The organism is Paenibacillus sp. JNUCC-31, assembly GCF_014844075.1.
Taxonomy (GTDB): Bacteria; Bacillota; Bacilli; order Paenibacillales; family Paenibacillaceae; genus Paenibacillus.
The window spans coordinates 1028400-1049349 of sequence record NZ_CP062165.1 but is presented as its reverse complement, the minus strand read 5'-3'; the positions used below and the strand labels follow the sequence as shown (position 1 = coordinate 1049349).

Annotated in this window: 17 protein-coding genes and 2 tRNA genes; all 19 read left to right on the top strand. The window is 48.3% G+C overall.

Annotation, left to right across the window (positions count from 1 at the left end):
* Window positions 1–106: 106 nt before the first annotated feature.
* The 19 genes from pyrC to JNUCC31_RS04470 all read left to right on the top strand — a co-directional run bounded on the left by pyrC (window position 107) and on the right by JNUCC31_RS04470 (window position 20873).
* Window positions 107–1411, top strand: a complete 1305-nt coding sequence (pyrC, locus tag JNUCC31_RS04560) for a dihydroorotase (RefSeq protein WP_192268910.1) — start codon at window positions 107–109, stop codon at window positions 1409–1411.
* A 408-nt stretch (window positions 1412–1819) separates the two neighbouring features.
* Window positions 1820–2962, top strand: a complete 1143-nt coding sequence (gene carA / locus JNUCC31_RS04555; RefSeq protein ID WP_062326377.1) for a glutamine-hydrolyzing carbamoyl-phosphate synthase small subunit — start codon at window positions 1820–1822, stop codon at window positions 2960–2962.
* 1 nt (window position 2963) lies between these two features.
* Window positions 2964–6182 carry a carbamoyl-phosphate synthase large subunit gene (gene carB / locus JNUCC31_RS04550; protein WP_192268907.1) on the top strand — a complete coding sequence of 1073 codons (3219 nt, stop codon included), beginning with the start codon at window positions 2964–2966 and terminating at the stop codon, window positions 6180–6182.
* 111 nt (window positions 6183–6293) lie between these two features.
* Window positions 6294–7034, top strand: a complete 741-nt coding sequence (pyrF, locus tag JNUCC31_RS04545) for an orotidine-5'-phosphate decarboxylase (RefSeq protein ID WP_323374388.1) — start codon at window positions 6294–6296, stop codon at window positions 7032–7034.
* A complete protein-coding gene (gene pyrE, locus JNUCC31_RS04540; protein ID WP_062326374.1) occupies window positions 7031–7672 on the top strand; it encodes an orotate phosphoribosyltransferase in 642 nt (213 codons plus the stop codon). The genes pyrF and pyrE overlap by 4 nt, the downstream gene beginning before the upstream one ends.
* A 271-nt stretch (window positions 7673–7943) precedes the next feature.
* A complete protein-coding gene (locus JNUCC31_RS04535; protein WP_323374362.1) occupies window positions 7944–8882 on the top strand; it encodes an ABC transporter ATP-binding protein in 939 nt (312 codons plus the stop codon).
* Window positions 8845–9960 carry an efflux RND transporter periplasmic adaptor subunit gene (locus JNUCC31_RS04530; RefSeq protein ID WP_192268905.1) on the top strand — a complete coding sequence of 372 codons (1116 nt, stop codon included), beginning with the start codon at window positions 8845–8847 and terminating at the stop codon, window positions 9958–9960. Before JNUCC31_RS04535 ends, JNUCC31_RS04530 begins: the two co-directional genes overlap by 38 nt.
* Window positions 9960–12863 carry an ABC transporter permease gene (locus JNUCC31_RS04525; protein ID WP_192268903.1) on the top strand — a complete coding sequence of 968 codons (2904 nt, stop codon included), beginning with the start codon at window positions 9960–9962 and terminating at the stop codon, window positions 12861–12863. Before JNUCC31_RS04530 ends, JNUCC31_RS04525 begins: the two co-directional genes overlap by 1 nt.
* A gap of 2 nt (window positions 12864–12865) precedes the next feature.
* A complete protein-coding gene (locus JNUCC31_RS04520; protein WP_192268901.1) occupies window positions 12866–13729 on the top strand; it encodes an ABC transporter ATP-binding protein in 864 nt (287 codons plus the stop codon).
* Between the two features lie 21 nt (window positions 13730–13750).
* The gene (locus JNUCC31_RS04515) at window positions 13751–15202 is read left to right on the top strand and encodes an ABC transporter substrate-binding protein (RefSeq protein ID WP_192268899.1); all 1452 of its coding nucleotides are present in this window, start codon (window positions 13751–13753) and stop codon (window positions 15200–15202) included.
* 131 nt (window positions 15203–15333) lie between these two features.
* Window positions 15334–15498, top strand: coding sequence for a hypothetical protein (locus JNUCC31_RS04510; RefSeq protein ID WP_017687342.1), 165 nt, complete (start codon window positions 15334–15336; stop codon window positions 15496–15498).
* A gap of 70 nt (window positions 15499–15568) precedes the next feature.
* Window positions 15569–15642, top strand: a tRNA-Met gene (locus tag JNUCC31_RS04505).
* A 56-nt stretch (window positions 15643–15698) separates the two neighbouring features.
* Window positions 15699–15772 (top strand) — tRNA-Ile (locus JNUCC31_RS04500).
* A gap of 236 nt (window positions 15773–16008) precedes the next feature.
* Entirely contained in the window at window positions 16009–16377 is a 369-nt protein-coding gene (locus JNUCC31_RS04495) for a hypothetical protein (RefSeq protein WP_192268897.1), read from the top strand.
* Between the two features lie 21 nt (window positions 16378–16398).
* Window positions 16399–17631, top strand: coding sequence for a sialidase family protein (locus JNUCC31_RS04490; protein WP_192268895.1), 1233 nt, complete (start codon window positions 16399–16401; stop codon window positions 17629–17631).
* Between the two features lie 348 nt (window positions 17632–17979).
* Complete coding sequence (locus tag JNUCC31_RS04485; RefSeq protein ID WP_192268893.1) at window positions 17980–19530, top strand: tetratricopeptide repeat protein; 1551 nt, start codon at window positions 17980–17982, stop codon at window positions 19528–19530.
* 88 nt (window positions 19531–19618) lie between these two features.
* Window positions 19619–19786: a hypothetical protein gene (locus JNUCC31_RS04480; RefSeq protein WP_192268891.1), complete on the top strand. Its 168-nt coding sequence runs from the start codon at window positions 19619–19621 to the stop codon at window positions 19784–19786.
* 169 nt (window positions 19787–19955) lie between these two features.
* A complete protein-coding gene (locus JNUCC31_RS04475; protein WP_192268889.1) occupies window positions 19956–20630 on the top strand; it encodes a carbon-nitrogen hydrolase family protein in 675 nt (224 codons plus the stop codon).
* A 117-nt stretch (window positions 20631–20747) separates the two neighbouring features.
* Entirely contained in the window at window positions 20748–20873 is a 126-nt protein-coding gene (locus JNUCC31_RS04470; RefSeq protein ID WP_192268887.1) for a sporulation protein YjcZ, read from the top strand.
* The last annotated feature ends 77 nt before the right edge of the window (window positions 20874–20950 follow it).

Below are 20950 nucleotides of genomic sequence, written 5' to 3'. Positions count from 1 at the left end.
TAGGCTGACGGGGTGGAAGTTCTTATAGAGCAATGAGAGAGTACACGATAAAGAAAATCATCCGGCTTGCCTGGCAAGTCGGACAGAACCGAAGCGGAGGGCAATTATGCTACAGATTATAAAGAACGCGAACGTCTTGAATCAACAAGGGGAGCTTGAACGGAAAACGATCATTATAGATGAAGGAAAAATTCAAAAGATCGCTGGAGTGGAAGACGAAGCGGTACTGGAAGCAGAGCAATCAGCGCATAGCGTAACCGACGCTTCAGGCAAACTGGTTATTCCTGGGTTGATTGATATGCACGTGCATCTGCGTGAACCTGGATTCGAGCATAAAGAGACGATCGAGACAGGTGCCCGTTCGGCAGCACAAGGCGGTTTTACAACGATCGCCTGCATGCCGAACACAAGACCGGTAACAGACAACGCGGATGTTGTGAAGCTGGTTTCGGATAAAGCCAAAGAAGCCGATCTGGTTAAAGTGCTGCCTTATGCAGCGATTACGAAGAACGAGCTTGGACGTGAACTTACGGATTTCGCCGCATTGAAAGAAGCAGGCGCAATTGGATTCACGGATGATGGCGTGGGCGTACAAAACGCTCAGATGATGAAAGATGCCATGAGCCTCGCAGCAAGCATGGATATGCCAGTTATCGCTCACTGTGAAGATGATTCATTGGTAGTCGGCGGATATGTGACGGAAGGCGAGTTTTCGAAGCGTCACGGTATCAAAGGTATTCCAAATGAATCCGAGGCTATCCACGTAGGACGTGATATCCTGCTCGCAGAGGCAACTGGAGTACACTACCACGTTTGCCACGTAAGTACGGAGCAATCGGTTCGCCTGATTCGCCTGGCAAAATCCATCGGCATTAAAGTAACTGCTGAGGTATGTCCGCACCACTTGGTATTGTCGGATGAAGATATCCCGGGCATGGATGCCAACTGGAAGATGAACCCGCCTCTTCGTTCGCCACGTGATGTGCAGGCTTGTATCGAAGGTTTGCTGGATGGAACGCTGGACATGATCGTTACCGATCACGCGCCGCATAGCGAAGAAGAGAAAGCAAAAGGTATGGAGCTGGCACCATTCGGCATCGTCGGATTCGAAACTGCTTTCCCGCTGCTATACACGAAGTTTGTGGAAAAAGGGCTTTGGAGTCTGGATTTTCTCGTCAAACGAATGACAGCTGATCCGGCACGAGTATTCCGACTGGATACTGGCAAGCTGGAAGAAGGAGCACCTGCAGACATTACCATGATTGACTTGAACCAGGAACAAGCGGTTGACCCGGCAGCTTTTGCTACCAAAGGAAGAAACACGCCATTCACAGGCTGGAAGCTGAAAGGCTGGCCGGTACAAACATGGGTGGACGGCAAAAGCGTGTGGAACAACACGGTACAGCAATAAACAGGTACCATAGCAACTCATTAAATCATTAAACTTCTACAACATCTTTAACTTATTAAAAACAACAAGCAGCATTTAATAACTCTAAAATTTAATTTTTACACCAGTAACACTTTTCAACTAACTCGAGGCAGATCATGCCGAGAGTTCAATATACGAAACAAAGAAAAGTTGAATAATGCTTTTGAACATGGACACCAACGTAACTGCGGAGTGGGCAGAAAGAACCCGAAGAAGCAAAGCGTTCGCCTTTATCACCGGATTACACCATTTGAAAAATGGGATCAAAGTAATCCGGGGATAACAGCGATCAAAGGGTTTTCTGCCCACGGAGCCGCACCAAACGTAACGTCCCCCATGTTCAACTCAAAGTATTCAACGTTGATAAACACAGAGGAGTGAAATGGGATGCAGGCACAGGCAAGATTATTGTTGGAAGACGGCACACTGTTCACCGGGAAAGCGTTCGGTGCTGAAGGTGAAACAACAGGTGAGGTCGTTTTTAATACGGGAATTACAGGCTATCAAGAGGTGCTTTCGGATCCTTCTTATTGCGGTCAAATCGTAACCATGACGTATCCACTGATTGGTAACTACGGTATTACGCGTGACGACTTCGAGTCGATCCGTCCATTCGTACACGGTTTTGTGGTACGCCGTCATGAGCCGACACCAAGTAACTGGCGTGCGGAATACAGCGTAGACAATTTGCTTAAGGAGTACGGTATCGTAGGCATCAGCGAGATTGATACACGCATGCTGACTCGCCGGATTCGTCACCACGGCACAATGAAAGGAATTCTCACAACAGGATCGAAACCTGTGGAAGAGTTGCTGGAGATGATGGGAGACACCAGCATCGCTGAGCTGCGTAACCAGGTTCCTATGACTTCTACTCAACATGTTTACAACAGCCCGGGAACGGCTGAACGCATTGTATTGGTTGACTACGGTGCAAAAACAGGGATTTTGCGTGAACTCAGCAAACGGGGCTGTGACGTTGTCGTAGTTCCACATGATGTAACAGCGGACGAAATTCGTCGCATGAACCCGGATGGCATCCAGCTGTCCAACGGCCCTGGGGATCCGAAAGACGTACCTCACGCCGTTAAAATGATCAGTGAACTGCTCGGCGAATATCCGATCTTCGGAATCTGCCTGGGGCACCAACTGTTCGCACTTGCGGCAGGTGCCGATACAGAGAAACTCAAATTTGGACACCGCGGCGGAAACCACCCGGTTAAAGAACTGGAGAGCGGACGTTGCTTCATCACATCCCAGAACCACGGTTACACCGTAAACGAAGAATCCGTGAAAAATACGGAGCTTGAAGTGACACATATCAACAATAACGATAAGACCATCGAAGGTCTGAAACATAAAACTTTCCCGGCGTTTTCCGTACAGTATCACCCGGAAGCAGCGCCAGGACCATATGATAACAGCTATCTGTTTGATCGCTTCATCGAGATGATTCGGGAGCACAAGATCACTCACCCGCAACAGGCGCGTCAAGCCGTATTGGCAGCCGCAGTGAAAGGAGCACAATAACATGCCGATTAACAAAGATCTCAAAAAAATCCTGGTGATTGGTTCAGGTCCAATCGTCATCGGTCAAGCGGCCGAGTTCGACTATGCCGGTACACAAGCATGCCAGGCACTGAAAGAAGAAGGCGTGGAAGTTGTACTCATCAACAGCAACCCGGCTACAATTATGACGGATACGAACATGGCTGACAAAGTATACATTGAGCCCATTACACTGGATTTTGTAACGCAAATTATTCGTCAGGAACGTCCAGACGGTTTGCTTCCAACCCTTGGCGGCCAAACGGGTCTGAACATGGCCGTGGAACTGGCACGTGCAGGCGTCCTTGAACGTGAGAATGTCAAATTGCTTGGAACACAGCTCACCTCCATTGAAAAAGCGGAAGATCGTGACTTGTTCCGTGATCTGATGCGTGAACTGGAACAGCCTGTACCTGAGAGTGTTATCGTGACAACACTTGAAGAATCTCTTGAGTTTGCAAATGAGATCGGTTATCCAATCATCGTCCGTCCAGCCTATACGCTTGGCGGAACAGGCGGCGGGATCTGTGCCAACGAAGAAGAACTGCGTGAGACAGTTGTAGCGGGCATTCGTTATAGCCCGATCGGCCAATGTCTGGTCGAGAAAAGCATTGCAGGCATGAAAGAAGTCGAGTATGAGGTTATGCGGGATAAAAACGATAACTGCATCGTGGTCTGCAACATGGAAAACTTTGACCCGGTAGGTGTTCATACAGGAGACAGTATCGTTGTAGCACCAAGCCAGACACTGTCTGACCGTGAATATCAAATGCTGCGGTCGGCTTCCCTGAAAATTATCCGCGCCCTCAACATCGAAGGTGGATGTAACGTACAGTTTGCGCTTGATCCGCACAGCTTCCAATACTATGTTATCGAAGTGAACCCACGGGTAAGCCGTTCTTCGGCACTAGCTTCTAAAGCAACGGGATATCCGATTGCCAAGATGGCTGCCAAAATTGCCATGGGTTATACACTGGACGAAATCGTGAATCCGGTAACGGGCCAAACGTATGCATGCTTTGAGCCAACACTGGATTATATCGTGAGCAAAATCCCACGCTGGCCGTTCGACAAGTTTATTTCGGCGAACCGCAAACTGGGTACACAGATGAAAGCAACAGGCGAAGTTATGGCGATTGGCCGGACATTCGAAGAGTCGATTCACAAAGCCGTGCGTTCCCTGGAAATCGGTGTACACCGTCTGTATCTGAAAGATGCCGAAACACTTGATGAAGCAACGCTGAACGAGCGTCTGGTCAAAGCCGATGATGAGCGTATCTTCCTGATCGCTGAAGCCTTCCGCAGAGGGTATACCTTGCAACAGCTTCAAGATCTGACGAAAATTGACTGGTGGTTCCTGGATAAGCTCGAAGGTCTGATCGCATTCGAAGATCGCATTCGTGAGGAATCGGAACTGTCCTCCGAGACACTATATCAAGCCAAACGCCTTGGATTCACTGACCGTGCCATCGCTGAGCTGCGTGCTCAAGGTCAACCAGGAGGTACGTTGACGAAAGAAGCTGAAGTCAGAGCACGTCGTGAAGAAGAGAACCTTCGCCCAGTTTACAAAATGGTAGATACGTGTGCAGCTGAATTTGAAGCAACAACGCCATACTATTACTCGACGTACGAAACGGAGAATGAAGTCATCCCTTCTGACAAGAAAAAAGTCGTTGTACTAGGTTCGGGTCCAATCCGGATCGGTCAAGGGATTGAGTTTGACTACTCGACAGTACACGCCGTATGGGCTCTGCAAAAAGCAGGCTATGAAGCGGTAATCATTAATAACAACCCGGAGACGGTGTCTACGGACTTTAATACATCCGATCGCCTGTACTTTGAACCCCTGTTCTTCGAAGATGTCATGAACGTTATCGAACAGGAACAGCCTGTAGGTGTTATCGTACAGTTTGGTGGCCAAACGGCAATCAACCTGGCAGCACCTCTGCGTGCCGCTGGTGTAACGATACTCGGAACCGATCTGGCAAACATTGATGAAGCGGAGGATCGCAAGAAGTTCGAGCGTTTGCTCTCCCGTCTGGAAATTGCACAACCAAAAGGTAAAACAGTCATCTCGGTAGATGATGCGGTTGAAACGGCTCAAAGTCTGGGCTACCCGGTACTGGTTCGTCCTTCTTATGTACTCGGCGGTCGTGCAATGGAGATTGTTTACTCCGATGCTGAATTACTGACATATATGGAGCAGGCCGTTAAAATCAATCCGGAGCATCCGGTCCTGATCGACCGCTACATGATGGGTAAAGAGGTTGAGGTTGACGCGATCTGTGATGGTGAAACGGTATTGATCCCGGGTATTATGGAGCATATCGAGCGCGCAGGGGTTCACTCCGGTGACTCCATCGCGGTGTATCCGCCACAGCACCTGTCCCAGGATCTGAAAGAGAAAATTGTAGAGATTACAATCAAGATTGCAAAAGAACTGAAGACGATCGGTTTGGTTAACATCCAGTTTGTTATCCATGATGGCCAAGTGTACATCATCGAGGTGAACCCGCGTTCATCCCGTACCGTACCTTTCCTGAGCAAAGTAACCAACATTCCGATGGCTAACCTGGCAACACAAGCCATTCTGGGCGTGAAGCTGAAAGACCTCGGTTATGTCGATGGTTTGTGGCCCGAGTCGGATCATGTGTCTGTAAAAGTTCCAGTCTTCTCCTTCGCGAAGCTGCGTCGTGTGGAACCAACGCTTGGACCTGAGATGAAATCCACAGGTGAGGTTATGGGGCGTGACCCGAACTACGCCAAAGCGTTGTTCAAAGGTCTCATCGGTGCAGGCATGAAGATTCCAGCCACTGGAGCAATCGTGGTAACGGTAGCAGATAAAGACAAAGAAGAAGCGGTTCCCCTGCTTGCAGGTTTCTACAGACTGGGATACAAAATCATGGCTACCGGAGGCACGGCGACTGCGCTTGAAGCAGCGAACATTCCGGTGACGACGGTGAACAAATTAAGTGAAGGTTCGCCGAACATTCTCGATATGATTCGCAGCGGCGAAGCAAACTTTGTGTTCAATACACTCACCAAAGGTAAAACCCCGCAGCGTGACGGATTCCGTATTCGTCGTGAGGCAGTAGAGAATGGCATTGTATGTATGACTTCACTGGATACGATCCGTGCCCTGTTGATCATGCTGCAAACGATCAATTTCTCCTCTGAGGCTATGCCGGCCCTTGTAAAATAAATAAGACGATTTGTCACTGATCAAGGACATCAGTCAGCCTTCGGGCTGGCGGGATGTCCTTTATATCGGGCAAAAACGGAACGATTAAGTTTGTGGAAGGAGCGCTGAATGATGAATCACCCGAATTTCAACGAAATGGCTGGCCGTCTGATGGTGGCACTCGATTATCCCGGTGCGGAGCAGGCGCAGGCGTTGGTACAGGCCCTCGAAGGTATTCCCTGTTATCTGAAGGTGGGCATGCAGCTGTTCTATGCGGCTGGCCCGAACTTCATTCGAGAGCTGAAGTCAAAGGGATACTCGGTATTCCTTGATGTGAAGATGCATGATATTCCAAACACGGTACGTGGAGGGGCTGAAAGCATAACCCGGTTGGGTGTCGATATGTTTAATGTGCATGCAGCTGGAGGTACAAGCATGATGCGTGCTGCCCGTGAAGGTGCTGAGGCGGCTCTGGCTGCTGATCCTTCTCTTCGCAGACCTGAGATTATTGCGGTTACCCAGCTGACCAGTACCAGTCAGGAAACGATGAATGCCGAGATCGGCATCCAGGGAAGCGTTGAGGCAGCAGTAGTCCGTTATGCAGGACTGGCTCGTGAGGCAGGTCTCGATGGTGTCGTTGCTTCTCCGTTGGAAGTACCTGCGATCCGGGCAGCCTGTGGCAGTGACTTTCACACAGTCACACCAGGCATTCGTCCTGCAGGTAGTGGCCTCGGAGACCAGACTCGTGTCCTGACACCGGGTGAAGCCATTGCCAGAGGAAGCCATTACATTGTTGTAGGCAGACCAATTACGGGCGCTCCCCATCCGCGTGAAGCGGCAGAAACCATTTTGAAGGAGATGTTGAACGCATGATCGAACTTACTGAGATTCCTAACCATATTGCTTCCCAATTGTTGAAAATTAAAGCGGTGGCGCTGCGTCCGCAGCAGCCATTTACCTGGACATCCGGCATCAAATCACCAATCTACTGCGATAACCGCTTAACGATGTCTTATCCCGAGATTCGCAACGACATCGCTGAAGCCTTTGCTGCGATTATTCGTGATCAATATCCCGACGCAGAAGTCATCGCAGGTACAGCAACCGCAGGTATCCCGCATGCTGCATGGGTGGCTCAGAAGCTGAATCTGCCCATGGCTTACATTCGTGATAAAGCCAAGGGACATGGCAAAGAGAACCTGATTGAAGGTCTGATCACTGAAGGGCAGAAGGTTGTTGTCATTGAAGACCTGATCTCGACTGGAGGCAGTTCAATCAAAGCCGCAGAAGCAGTACGCGTAGCCGGGGCGACTCCGCTGGCGGTGCTGGCGATTTTTAGCTATCAGCTGGACAAAGGGATTAAAGCTTTTGAAGAAGCAGGAATTCCGCTGCAAACTCTGTCCAATTACACCGCTTTGATGGATGTGGCTTTGGCTGAGGGGACCATTCAGGAGAGTGATTTTGAACTGCTCAAATCCTGGCGTGAAGATCCTTCTTCATTTGGTAAATAATATCATTCACAGCGGATTGAACAGTTTGCTTGTGAACGGTATCAAAATTGTAACGATTGCCGTCATAGTGGCAAATTCATGGAATAGGCAAGAGGCATCCCGTTCGTTGGGGTGCTTTTTTCGTTTGTTCATCAAAATATTAACTTTTTCACTGGAACGTTGTAAAAAGCTTGTAACTTTTAGTTGTGATCCGTCGTTTATAATGCAGTGTAGTATGGAATAGATTTCTATTTTTAGTGCCTTGATGAAGTGAAAGGGAAATGAAGAAAGGATGAGCGTGATTGCTGGCATGAAGAAATTATTTTCCAAAATCAGACCTGCCAAGAGCCAGTCAGGCGAGGACAGTGCAGTCGGGCAAACGGAGCAGCAAGATTCAGTCGGGCAGGATGCCACGACATACATAAGTGAAACGCAGCACCCATCCATTGACTCGCACGACATAACCAGTGAAACCAGCCTGGATGAGATCGCCGTTGCAGCTGCTGAACCGGAGGCGAAGCCCAACTCCTCGCAAAAGGAGCTATTGCCTCCATATGACGGACCTGTGCTGGAGGTTCGCAATGTTCATCGCAGTTTTCAAACAGGAAGCCGCATTATTCATGTACTCAAAGGCATTGATATGGAAGTGAATCCGCAGCAGCTGGTGATGTTGAAAGGGCGATCAGGCTCAGGGAAAACAACGCTGCTCAATATGCTGGGTGGGCTGGATCAACCATCAAGTGGAGATATTCTGTTCTCCGGCCAGCCTCTTCAGGATTGGGGAGACCGGCGGCGGACCGCTTTGCGGCGTAAGGAAATCGGTTTTATTTTTCAGGCGTATGCGCTGATGCCCTTGTTGTCAGCTTGGGAAAATGTAGAGCTGTCCTTGCGGATGGCAGACGTGCCGCGTTCGGAATGGAAGGACCGGGTAGGTCATTGTCTGGATCTGGTTGGACTCACCAAACGGGTCAAGCACCGTCCATTCGAGATGTCCGGGGGAGAGCAGCAGCGGGTGGCCATCGCCAAGGCAATAGCCCACAGACCGAGATTATTGCTCGCAGATGAGCCGACAGCGGAACTCGATTCCAAAATGGGAGCACAGGTGATGGCGGTATTTCGCAATATTATTGAAGTTGAACAAGTGACCATCTGTATGACTACACACGATCCTACGATTTTGGAGGTTGCAGACCATGTTTATGAAATGGCGGACGGCAGATTTATTAAGTAAGGGGGCCGCTCCGAAGAGGGGGAAACGCGCAGCGCTTATTGTGCTTAGTGCGATAGTGGCTGCAACGATGTCCGGCTGTTCTTTGCTGCCGGCAGAAACAGAGGAAGAAGTACTTCCGCCAATTACACCGCCAACGATCTCCAAGAAGCCGGAATATGAAGTTCGGACAGAGACGTTGGAGAAGAAAGTAAGCGGAAGCGGCAAGATGATGAGCCAGCGGGAAGAAAAGGTATATTTTACGCTGGATGGCATGCATATCAAAGAGTTGAATGTTAAACCGGGAGATAAAGTGAAAAAAGGTCAACTTCTCGCTGTTCTTGATGTAGAGAGTGTGGAGAAGGAAATCCGGGCCAAAAACCTGCAGATTCGCAAATCGGAAGTTCAAATGAAGGAAACGCTTCGTAAACGGGATGAGATGGACCCGGTGGAGTTCGAAGAGTCCACGATTGCCTTTGAAGAGCTTCGTCAGGAACTTGCCGATCTGGAGGAAAAATTGGGTAAAGCCACATTGACCGCTCCGTTCGGGGGAACGATCATTGCCGTGCAGGTGGAGAAAGGCGCAGCTGTTAAAGCCTATGACCCAATTGCGACCATAGCGGATACTTCCAATCTGGTTGTGGCGGCTACATTTGCCAAGGAAGATCTGGAGAAGTTCTCAGCAGGCATGAAGGCGGATGTGGACATTAATGGTGCAGGCAAAGTAGCTGGTAAAGTTAAAGTTATGCCTGTAGTTCAAGCATCGGGAAGTGGCAACGGCAGCGGCGAAGGTACGGGGGAAGGTGGAACACCTCCAGCGAAAGAAAGCCTCGATAAATATGTTATCGTCTCGCTGGCGAAGATGCCCAAGGGTGTTGAACGCGGCACACCGCTGACGGTGTCGATTGTCACCCAGCGTACAGAGAACGCGATTGTAATTCCGGTATCTGCTCTGCGCTCCATCGGTTCAAGAACGTACGTGCAAGTGGTGGAAAGTGATGGAAGCAAACGTGAAGTGGACGTGGAAGTCGGGCAGCAGACGTCTACGGACGTGGAGATTCTGAAAGGTCTGACTGTCGGACAGAAAGTAGTGGGCCGCTAATGGGGCTGCCATTGCTTCGACTGTTGTTCCGCAAAATGTGGAACACTCGCTGGATGACGTTCAGCACACTGATCGGACTGATTGTGGCGGTAGCGTTCACCGTCAGTATTCCGATGTATGCCGATGGTGCGCTGAAGCGGGTCGTGGCCCAGACGCTGCAGGATAACAGTGAGGGACTGCCAGCCGGCTCGTTGCTGATGAGTTACCAGGCACCTGGTGGTGTGAAGACAGACACACGTGGTTTGGAAGAAGTGGATCGATATATTCGTGAGGATGTGCCGCGCGATATTGGTTTTCCTTTTCATACGTATGTGAACACCCGTTCCATCCGCAGTACGGAGGTGAACCCGGAAGATCCAACCAAAGTGGATGCCAGCCGGGTCCGCAGTATGAGTCTCGGCACGATGACAGGCCTGGATGCACAGGTTAATTATTCTTCGGGTGTGAAGCCGGGCAACCAGGTCAAGGACGATATCATTGAAGCGGTCATGCTGGAAGAGGGAATGTATCGCAACGATCTGCATATCGGAGATGTTCTGGAATATCCGGTATACAGCGGTCTTGATATTACGTTGCGTGTGAAGATTACAGGTTCATTTAAAGCGGATGATCCAAGCAGCCCATACTGGGTGCAGGGATTTGACGGCATGATGAATGGGCTTTATGTGGATGAATCGGTATTTAATGATGTTTTGCTGAAGGAAAAAGGGATTCCGCTTCAGAATTCCCGTTGGTATTATGCATTTGATCTGAAAGAAATTCAAACGAGCCAGCTCCCGGGGCTGACCTCTATGCTGGAAAGGCTCGATATCGATCTGTATCAGCGGTTGAAGGATACAAAAGTGGATATTACCTTCGGAGATCTGCTGAAGCAATTCCGCAGTCAGAGTCTGCAATTGCAGACCATGCTGTTCACGCTGGCAGCACCGATGATTGCGATGGTCTTTTATTTTATCGCCATGAATGCCAGACAGTCGCTGCAGAAGCAGGAAAGTGACATCGCAGTCCTGCGCAGTCGCGGAGCTTCTGCCCGGCAGATCTTCTCTCTCTATCTGCTTGAAGGCATATTTTTGGGAGCGATTGCGCTCGTTATAGGACCTTTTCTTGGATGGTTTATGGCCAAAAGTATCGGTTCAGCCAGCGGATTCCTGGCGTTCGTTGATCGGAAATCCATTCCGATCGGGATATCGAAAGAAGCGATCCTGCTTGGCCTGATCGCCGTATTGGTGGCCATCATAGCCTCGCTCATTCCGGCAATAACCTATGCGCGGGCGACCATTGTATCAGCCAAACGTCGGCAGGCCCGCACGGATCGTGCGCCGGTATGGCAGCGCTGGTTCCTGGATATTGCGTTGCTTGCCCTGGCAGGATATGGATATTATCTGTTCTATGAACGGCAAATGTTGACCTTCCAGACCGGAATGACGACAGATCAGCTTCAGGTACAGCCGTTTCTGTTCTTTGTACCTGCACTCGCCATCTTTGCGCTGGGGCTTTTCTTCCTGCGGTTGTTCCCGTGGATTCTGAAGCTCATTCAGCTGATCGGGCGCAAGTTTCTTCCGGTTCCGCTGTACCTGACGCTGACACAGCTTTCGCGGTCATCATCTTCTTATTATCCTTTGATGATCCTGCTTGTTTTGACACTCGGACTTGGTGTGTATAACTCGGCAGCGGCTCGAACCATTGATCTGAACTCGACCGAGCGCACGTTATACCGATATGGTACGGATGTTATTATGCAGACGGTATGGGAAGGTACACCTGAGGTTAAGCCGACTGGTTCCGGACAAAGCGGTGGCTCAGGTGGTGGGCAGCAAGGTGGAGGTAATGGTAGTGGTGGCTCTGGAGGCGGCAGTACAGGCGGAGGGAATGGCGGTGGCGGTGGTTCTTCTCAACCCACCAAGATGATCTATTCCGAGCCACCTTTTGAAGTGTTCCGCAGCCTGAATGGTGTCGAACATGCAGCAAGAGTGCTGCAGACGAAAGGCAATATTATTGTCTCTGGCAAATCAGGTGGGCAGGGAATGCTGGTGGGGATCGACAATGTGGACTTTGCCCAAGTGGCGTGGTTCCGCAACGATCTGTTCCCAGCACATCCTTATAAGTACCTCGACTTGCTTGGGAAATATGAAGGGGCCGTATTGATCTCTTCCAAATTTGCAGACAAATTCAAGCTCAAAACCGGAGACCTCGTCTCCATTGGTGTACAGGGTCAGGCGATTGAATTTGTGGTCTTTGGCATTATTCCTTACTGGCCTGCTCAGTACCCGGATCAAATGCCGTTTTTCATTGCCAATCTGGACTATATCTATGATCAGGTGCCTCTGATCCCATATGAGGTCTGGCTGAAGATGGAGCCGGATGCCAAAGTCGCTCCTTTGATGGAGAAACTTGCAGCAGAAGGCATTGAGTTATCGTCTGTACGCGATGTGCGGACAGAACTGGTATCCCAGGGCAAGCATCCGTCAAGGGGTGGCGTGTTCGGCATACTGAGTCTTGGATTCCTGGTGTCAGTGATTATTTCTCTAATTGGATACATTCTGTACTGGTTCTTTAATCTATCCGGGCGTGTAGTGCAGTTTGGTGTATTGCGGGCAATGGGGTTATCACGGGCGCAATTGAGCGGCATGCTGCTGCTGGAGCAGGTGTTTACGGCGGGTCTTTCGATCATTCTGGGTATAGGTATTGGTCAAGTATCCAGCCGTCTGTTCCTGCCCTTCCTGCAAACCACGGATAATGTGTCTGCACAGGTACCTCCGTTTCGGATTGTATTTGAAGAGAAAGACATGCTGCAACTGTACGGCGTGACCGTGGTCATGCTGGTCATTGGCGCAACGATGCTGCTGTGGCAAATCCGCAGGCTGCGTGTTCACCAGGCAGTCAAAATGGGAGAGGAGAGGTAAACGTGATCCAATGCGAAGGACTTGTCAAAATTTTTAAATCCAGCGATGTGGAAGTCGTTGCCCTTCAAGGTCTCAATCTGACTGTCAATCAAGGTGAAATGATGGCCATCATCGGTAATAGTGGCAGTGGTAAATCCACATTGCTCAACATTTTGGGTGGACTGGATCGTCCAACAGCCGGTACAGCCGTTGTTGGAGATTGGGATTTGCTGAAAATGACGGATACCCAATTGGTTGAGTACAAACGTCATACCGTAGGGTTCATTTGGCAAAATAACGGCCGTAACCTGCTGCCATACCTCACAGCACTGGAAAACGTAGAAACGCCCATGATCTTGGGAGGGAAGCGCGATCGTGCCTATGCCATGCAGCTGCTGGAGTGGGTTGGACTGAAGGATCGGATGCACAACAAGCTGCATCAGTTGTCCGGTGGGGAGCAGCAGCGGGTGGCGATTGCCATCTCGTTATCGAATCGTCCCAAGCTGCTGCTTGCAGATGAGCCGACAGGTTCGGTGGACTCGGAGACTTGTGATACCATCATGGGTATTTTTCGCAAAATGAACAAGGAGCTCGGGGTCACGATTGTGATTGTTACTCATGATCTAACTCTGGCTGGCAAGGTGGACCGGATCGTGGCGATCCGGGACGGCTTGACCAGCACCGAGTTCGTGAAGCGCAATCCGAATCTGGATGACGAACATGACTTGTCGGAGGCGGGTGCCCAGGACATTCATGAAGCCTTTGTCATCATTGACCGGGCGGGCCGGCTTCAGGTGCCAAAGGAGTATCTGGAGGCGCTGTCCATTGATAATCGTGCCACATTGGAATTTGACGGTGAACGTATTGTCATTACACCGCCAAGATAATTTTAGAGGGGGAATTGGGAGATGAAGAACAGGTATTGGGGAAAACGGGTGCTAGCCGTGCTGGCTACAGCCAGTCTGGCATTGCCGCTGCTTGCGGGTTGTACAGCGAGTGAGTCCAAGGATAACGAGCAGCGTGTATTGCGTGTAGCAACGATGTGGGGGGGCCAGGATGACAGCTATTTCCGGCAGCAGTTTACCGATGCTTTTGAATTGACACATCCGAATATAACGATTGAAGTTGTTCCTGCCGTAGATCAGGGCAGTATGTATGGATATGGTAACCAGGAAGAGCAGAAGGACGTTCCGGATACCATGGAAAGTTTGAAGAAGATTATGACAGGGGATAACCCGGTAGACGTCATCGTGGCGGATACGTCGACAATCAAGTCGTTAATTCAGGAAAACATGGTGAAACAACTGGACCCACTGATCCAGGAAGACAAGTTTGATACTTCGGATATTGTGCCAAGTGTTCTCGAAGGAATCAAGGATTTGGGAGATCAGAGCATCTACGCTTTGACACCAACGTTCTCCTCTTCAGCATTGTTCTACAACAAGAGCATGTTTGAGAAAGCAGGCGTAGAGCCTCCAACGGATAATATGACGTGGGACGATATTTTCAACCTGGGTACCCGTCTGACCAAGGGTGAAGGTAAAGACCATGTGTTTGGCTTCTCTTTCAGTACCTATCAAGGTGGCTCTCCATACTATACGATGTCACAGTATTATAACTCTCTGCAGCTGAAAGTTTTTGATGACAAAGCAGAGAAAATGACCGTAGATTCTCCTCAATGGGAGAAAGTATGGAGTACCATTAGCAAACTTGCCATAGATAAGGTCATCCCTAAAGGAGATGAGCCACAGGATCAGGATGATGGCGGACGTTATAATCCGCTTCAGGGTGATCTGTTCCTGAGTGGCAAAGCAGCTATGGTGATTGGAGATTACAGCTACATTAATCAATTGATTGATGCCAACAAAAATGCGGATAAAATGAAAGACTTTACGAAGGTAGAATGGGATGTTGTCACACCTCCGGTTCATCCGGAAGCTCCCGAAATCGGTGGCAATATTTATCTGAGCAACCTTATGGCCATTAGTAGTTCAGCCCAGAACCCGGATGATGCATGGGAATTGATCAAGTATATGAACAGTGAAGACTGGGCCAAGATCAAAGCACGCAGCAGTTATGAGATGGTTTCTCGGAAGAGCTTCATTAAACCAAAGGATGGTTTGGATTACAACATCCAGGCATTCTATACACTGAAGCCGGTTCCTCCGACCAATACCAATATGGATAAAATGTATCAGAAAATGCCGAGCCTGTACCAAGTGAGTGATAAGGGAATGGAGTACTTCAATCAAGTACTTGCGAATAAAAAGACCCCAAAAGAAGCACTTGGCGAGTGGGCTGCAAAGGGTAACGAAATGCTGGAGAAATTGAAGAAGGACCCTAAAGCCACGTTTCAATGAGCGTTGAAGGAATTGTAAAATAATTACAGATGTTGCCGCTGGAGATTTATTTCTTTGGCGGCTATTTTTATGGAATTGGGGTATTCTACAAAAGCAGGGATAAATGATGACTCCAAGAAAGGACGAATGGAATGCACTGGGTATATTTCAGCAAATTGTATGCAACCAAATTTCAGGCAGGATGTCTTGCGAAGCGGATGGAGCAGGATGGGTGGATTTATGGTCATAATGAACCGGCGGAAGTGGAAGTGTATCGATCACGCAAAGGAAGATATGGTGTTCGTTTTATTCCCTGACATTACCCCTTGACATATAGATGGGGTATGGTGTATATTAATTAAGTCGCTGTTTTAATATTTTTACTGACGCGGGGTGGAGCAGCCCGGTAGCTCGTCGGGCTCATAACCCGAAGGCCGCAGGTTCAAATCCTGCCCCCGCAATTTAGTTCTACAGGATGATTCACAGCCATCATCTGAACGTTATACATTTTTGTTCAGGGCCCTTAGCTCAGTTGGTTAGAGCGGTCGGCTCATAACCGATTGGTCACAGGTTCGAGTCCTGTAGGGCCCATTCTCTCAAAACCCTTGTGCAGCAAGGGTTTTTTTCTATTGTTACAGACTATATTTCACTAAGCCCGAAACAAGCCTGTACATGTTCGAAAATGATGAGCATAATCATTCCTTGCTGTTCCTAGTAAGGATTTTTGTTGTATTCCCTTTTACTACAAAGAATTCGTACTACTTTAAACGGAAAAAGCGTACAAATAGTGTAGTGGATCTGCGGTTTAAAGAGGAGGGGTGGTTTAATTGCCAAACTCTACAGGATTGATATACAATTCACCAACGAGTGGAAATGTGGCTACACAAGTCCTTGTGACTTGTTTAAATGACTCACTTAATATTCCTGTGAATATCGAGATTGAAGTTTTTAAGTGGGATACTACTCAAACCGCGAGAATTCCAATCGGGCACGATTTATTTCAAGTCATACCCCAGGCATCCCGGACCTTGATTTATGCCTTGAACAATGCAGCTTTTTACGAGGTTCAATCGGACTACTTTAGCGCTACGAGTACAATCATTCATGTGTACGGTGTGGATTCTACAGGTGGGATTATTCAACGGGTGTTGCAATCTGAAATGACATTAATTGACCGATTTACGAATATCACCTAATTTTTGATGGAGGTGAGTAGCTTGCCCGTTGTAAATATTACAGGCGCACTCGGTGGAAATCAGTTTGAACCTTCGATTGCTGCCAACGAGTTGCTTCCGAATATCATGTGTGCGGTTGCAGTAGATACAAGTACAGGTCCTACGCTCATTGGATTATATCGTTCTGTCGATACTGGCCTGACATGGACAACGACCATTTTGCAGCAGCCTGCCGGATACGCGGGAGCTGAAGCACCAACCATAGATTACACATTTCCTAGTACGTTCATAGTGACAGTTCATGTATTTAACGGTGATAATGACGGAACAATTATCAGTTATGCATCCCTGGATGATGGAGTGACCTGGACGCCTCCCGTGTTTGTGAACAAGGGATATGGTACTATCGTTCATAATGATGAGCCGTTTATCGCAGTGGATCGCTCTCCGGGGAGTCCATACAGGGGAAATGCTTATGTCGGCTACACGCCACTTGCAACGATTGCTTCCTCTATTTTTGTCCAAAGATCTACTGATCAAGGGTTAAGCTGGCAGACACCTGACCGAATATCCGATCCGCGAGGGATACATGACCGTTCATCAATAACTGTAGGTTTTTCAGGCGAAGTTTATGCAGGATATATTGTCACTGGCCCTGCCAGCCCTTCGGCACTATTACGCATATCCTATGATGGAGGGATTTCCTACCAGCCTCCCGTCCAGAGACAGTCCACTTTCATCTCTTCAGTAGTACCTGCGCCATCCCCTTTACCTGTTACGAATTATGCTTTTCGAGTTCAGACCAATTTGAGTTTGGGTGCTGACATATCGAATGGAGCCAATAGTGGTTCTGTCTATGCAACCTGGAATGATGCCCGGAATGGCTACACCGACATATTCTTGTGCAAATCATCGGATGGGCTTCTATGGTCAGTTCCCGTTAGCATTACCGGAGCACCCGCTGGTTCGCAAAATTTCTTCCCCTCCATTACGGTTTCGCCATTCACGGGAACTGTAAGGGTTATTTATTATTCTAATCAAATTAACGGGTTCCTTTTAGATGTGTATGTTGCTGAATCATTTGACGGAGGAGCTACCTTTACCAATCGCAGACTTACGACCACTTCGTTTAATCCCAACGGTAATTCCCCGATGCCTACAGTATTAATTGGTGATTATATCACCGCTACCACGTATGCACCCGATAATTTGGCTGCAGTTTGGATGGCAACCACTCCGCCGACTGGCAAACTAGATGTTTATTTTGGAAATTGACCCCTCAATTAACATATACGGCGTTCATCAGCTCTAACTTGCTGGGAGCGATCCGTGTAGGCCCTGAGAACTTTGATGGAGCCGTGATTCGGACTGACGTTTAGAGCTATTCTCCTGGCTCTCAGCCTCGTTACAGATCAAACATTAACCTATTAACGGATCGTTTACCATCCTGCCTTGGGAAAGGCAGGTTTTTTTTCTAATGATGAGAGTACATATAGCACTTTCATGGATCTGGCATCGTTTGTGATATAATGCGTTAGAGATGAAGGGAACGGTCTGTAAGGGTGAGAAACGGAAAGTCCAAGAGGCCGATGAAATTTTGAATGGAAAGCAGGTTTACAATTCATGATGCAAAATGAAGGACAGCGATACCGCTTCAGTGAAGCCCCTGTGTGGGATTGGCAGCGAGCCTATTATGAACAGAAGGGGTTACGCGCCTGGATGGATAATCAGGTACCGCAATATATTACGAGTAATCCGATGATTGCCACAGCGTATGCCGAGATGATTTTTGGTTTTCTTCAGGACCTCGCGAGCAAGGGACAGACCACTGAGACGGTGACCATTCTCGAACTTGGAGCGGGCGTAGGACGTTTGGCGCACCAGATCCTAATTAAACTGATGGAGTTAAAGGATTTTGCAGGGGTGGAGTTACCTGCTTTTCGATATGTAATGACTGATCTGGTAGAGAATAATGTAATGGGGTGGAAAGAGCATCCTTCCATGCAATCTTTTATTCAACAAGGGATACTGGATTTTGCACGCTTTGACGCCATACAGGATACGGTACTGAATCTGGTGGTAGCGGGCACGGTTATCCGGCCAGGTGATCTGAAGCAGCCCTTGCTATTGATTGCGAATTACTTTTTTGACAGTATTCCTCAGGAGTTGATTTACATCAGTGAGGGTGAGATCTATGAGTGTGACATACTCCTTCAATCGCCAGATCCCTCTACATACCCTGAACCTGCTCAATTGCTGGAGAACATGACACTGAGTTATGAGTACCGTCGCGCACCTGAATACAGTGAAGAGGATTACCCGTATCAGGAACTAATTGAATTGTACAAGGAAGAACTGGAAGATTCGCACATCCTGTTCCCGGCGATCGGTCTGTCCTGTCTTGAGCGATTAAACAGGCTGTCGGAGTCTGGATATGTGTTAATTACGGCGGATAAAGGAGATCACCGATTGGACAACTGGAAGTTTGCCGAGCCTCCTGAATTCGTTCTTCATGGGAGTTTTTCTTTGACGGCTAATTATCATGGAATTCAATATATATTGGAAAGCCAAGGGGCGCAGACTCGTTTCACAACACATCACTACAAGGATCTGAATGTTGGATATATGTTAATGGTGGACGAACCGATGGCGTATGTGAATACACGGCTCGCTTACCATCGATCTGTTGAACGCTTTGGACCAGATGACTTTTTCAGTATAAAAGAGTGGATGGATCAACAGGTTGGCACGATGCAACTAAAGCAGATTTTACCGTTTTGGCGTCTCGGCGGATATGATGCAGAGTTCTTGATTCATAGTGCTAACCGAATCTCTAATCTTCTCCCTGAAGCAAGTGATGAAGAGATGCTTGATATTCAGCATGGAATCCACACCATGTGGTCTTCTTACTATGTAATGAAGCATCAAGGAGACGTGGCCTTTCTGGCAGGACAATTATTGTATGAGATGTATATGTATGAAGATGCCAAGCGGTTTCTCGAGCTTTCGTTGAACACGGATGCAAGGAAACGGAATACGGCTGTACTTTATGACTTGGCCGTGTGTTGTTATGAACTTGAATTGGAAGAAGAGACGCTGGCGTACACCCGGAAAGTTCTGGCTTTGGAACCTGATCATGAAGAAGCGATGGCTTTGCTGAGAAGCTTTGAGTGATATTTACTTGAAATCTTCTTCTCTAATTAACGTATTAATGGGATAATCATACGTTAATTTCCGACAAAAGGAATAGGGGGTTCAGTATATGAAGAAGGTTCTGACTATTTTGCTATATCCATTTGCGTGGGTATTGGGGGCGTGGGGGATGTTGTCCGGGAATGCGGATAGCGCACTTTTTGCGAAGGATGTAGCTACAGATCGTGGCTATGATGGGCAGGAGCTTTATGATAGAATTGAACACAGAAATGCCTAATTACATACGATCTGAACTGTAAAGGTAATTGTCTCACTGAGCGATACGTGAAGTCAGTTACTCTTGAAGCGAGTGCAAGGGGCAGAAAAACTGCCTGTACAACCTTTAAGCCGGTTTCGTACCTGATTCAGGTACGAACCGGCTTTTATTAATGAATGGGGGATGAACGTTGAAGATTATTATTGGACAACCCAAGCTGGAGCAACAACTGTTACAATTGGAAACGGAGTTAAACCAACATCCGGAAGCAGATCTGTTATTTTTCCCGGAAGGGTATCTGAATCAGAACGTAGACGAGGCGAGCCGTCTGGCGGCTGCATACGGAACGATGATTGTATCAGGTCATCGCAGATTGGATGAACGTCCCAAGGATCGCTCAATCATTATTAATAAGGCAGGAGAGACTATACTGGAAAAGGCGAAGTATACACCTGCTGAGGTCGTTCAGGAGCAGGATTGGATCATAAGTACTTTATTATGCGACGAATTGGTGCAGCAAGGTTTTCGCAATGAAAATATAGGAAAAGTGGATATCATTATGCATTCGATTGGTGTGGGGATGTTCAGTGAGGAGCAGTATGCGGAATGGATCGAAAAGGCACGACAGATTTCATTACAAAATCAATGTATCGTTATGGGTACCAGCCACGCGGACGGCTCGTATCGTGACAGTGCAATTTCAATCCCGATCGCTTATTGTATCGCTCCTGACGGAGGATTGGTTCTGGAAGCCAAGAACGATACCAGGACACGATTAATCGTTCTGAACAAGGGGGAAGTAACGGGTGCGCCTCATGGAGCGGAACCAAGACGGGTGAATTTTCAAGTAACTCCTTCCTTATAGCACAACGGCAAGAAATGGCCATGAAATGGGCTGGCGAGCTTGCCAAAGCGCCCGGTCATTTGGATGGATAGCGCATATGTTATGGCATACCTTGAAATTCAAAGGAGGCCAAATGAAATGAGTGAAGTTGGATACGGTTGTAATAATGTTGGAGGAATTGGAAACGGTATGTGTACTTCTACTGCCGCAATTCTGGTACTCTTCATCCTGCTCGTTATCATCACGAAATCTTTCTGGTGCTGAGTCGGATCTAGTTAAGAAAAGGATGGTTAAACAAAGCTCCGCTGAAATTTCGGCGGGGCTTTCCTGTGTGAATCAGA

Coding starts and splice junctions, on each gene's coding strand:
- pyrC (WP_192268910.1), top strand. CDS start 107: ATGCTACAGATTATAAAGAACGCGAACGTCTTGAATCAACAAGGGGAG.
- carA (WP_062326377.1), top strand. CDS start 1,820: ATGCAGGCACAGGCAAGATTATTGTTGGAAGACGGCACACTGTTCACC.
- carB (WP_192268907.1), top strand. CDS start 2,964: ATGCCGATTAACAAAGATCTCAAAAAAATCCTGGTGATTGGTTCAGGT.
- pyrF (WP_323374388.1), top strand. CDS start 6,294: ATGAATCACCCGAATTTCAACGAAATGGCTGGCCGTCTGATGGTGGCA.
- pyrE (WP_062326374.1), top strand. CDS start 7,031: ATGATCGAACTTACTGAGATTCCTAACCATATTGCTTCCCAATTGTTG.
- JNUCC31_RS04535 (WP_323374362.1), top strand. CDS start 7,944: ATGAGCGTGATTGCTGGCATGAAGAAATTATTTTCCAAAATCAGACCT.
- JNUCC31_RS04530 (WP_192268905.1), top strand. CDS start 8,845: ATGTTTATGAAATGGCGGACGGCAGATTTATTAAGTAAGGGGGCCGCT.
- JNUCC31_RS04525 (WP_192268903.1), top strand. CDS start 9,960: ATGGGGCTGCCATTGCTTCGACTGTTGTTCCGCAAAATGTGGAACACT.
- JNUCC31_RS04515 (WP_192268899.1), top strand. CDS start 13,751: ATGAAGAACAGGTATTGGGGAAAACGGGTGCTAGCCGTGCTGGCTACA.
- JNUCC31_RS04510 (WP_017687342.1), top strand. CDS start 15,334: ATGCACTGGGTATATTTCAGCAAATTGTATGCAACCAAATTTCAGGCA.
- JNUCC31_RS04485 (WP_192268893.1), top strand. CDS start 17,980: ATGATGCAAAATGAAGGACAGCGATACCGCTTCAGTGAAGCCCCTGTG.
- JNUCC31_RS04480 (WP_192268891.1), top strand. CDS start 19,619: ATGAAGAAGGTTCTGACTATTTTGCTATATCCATTTGCGTGGGTATTG.
- JNUCC31_RS04470 (WP_192268887.1), top strand. CDS start 20,748: ATGAGTGAAGTTGGATACGGTTGTAATAATGTTGGAGGAATTGGAAAC.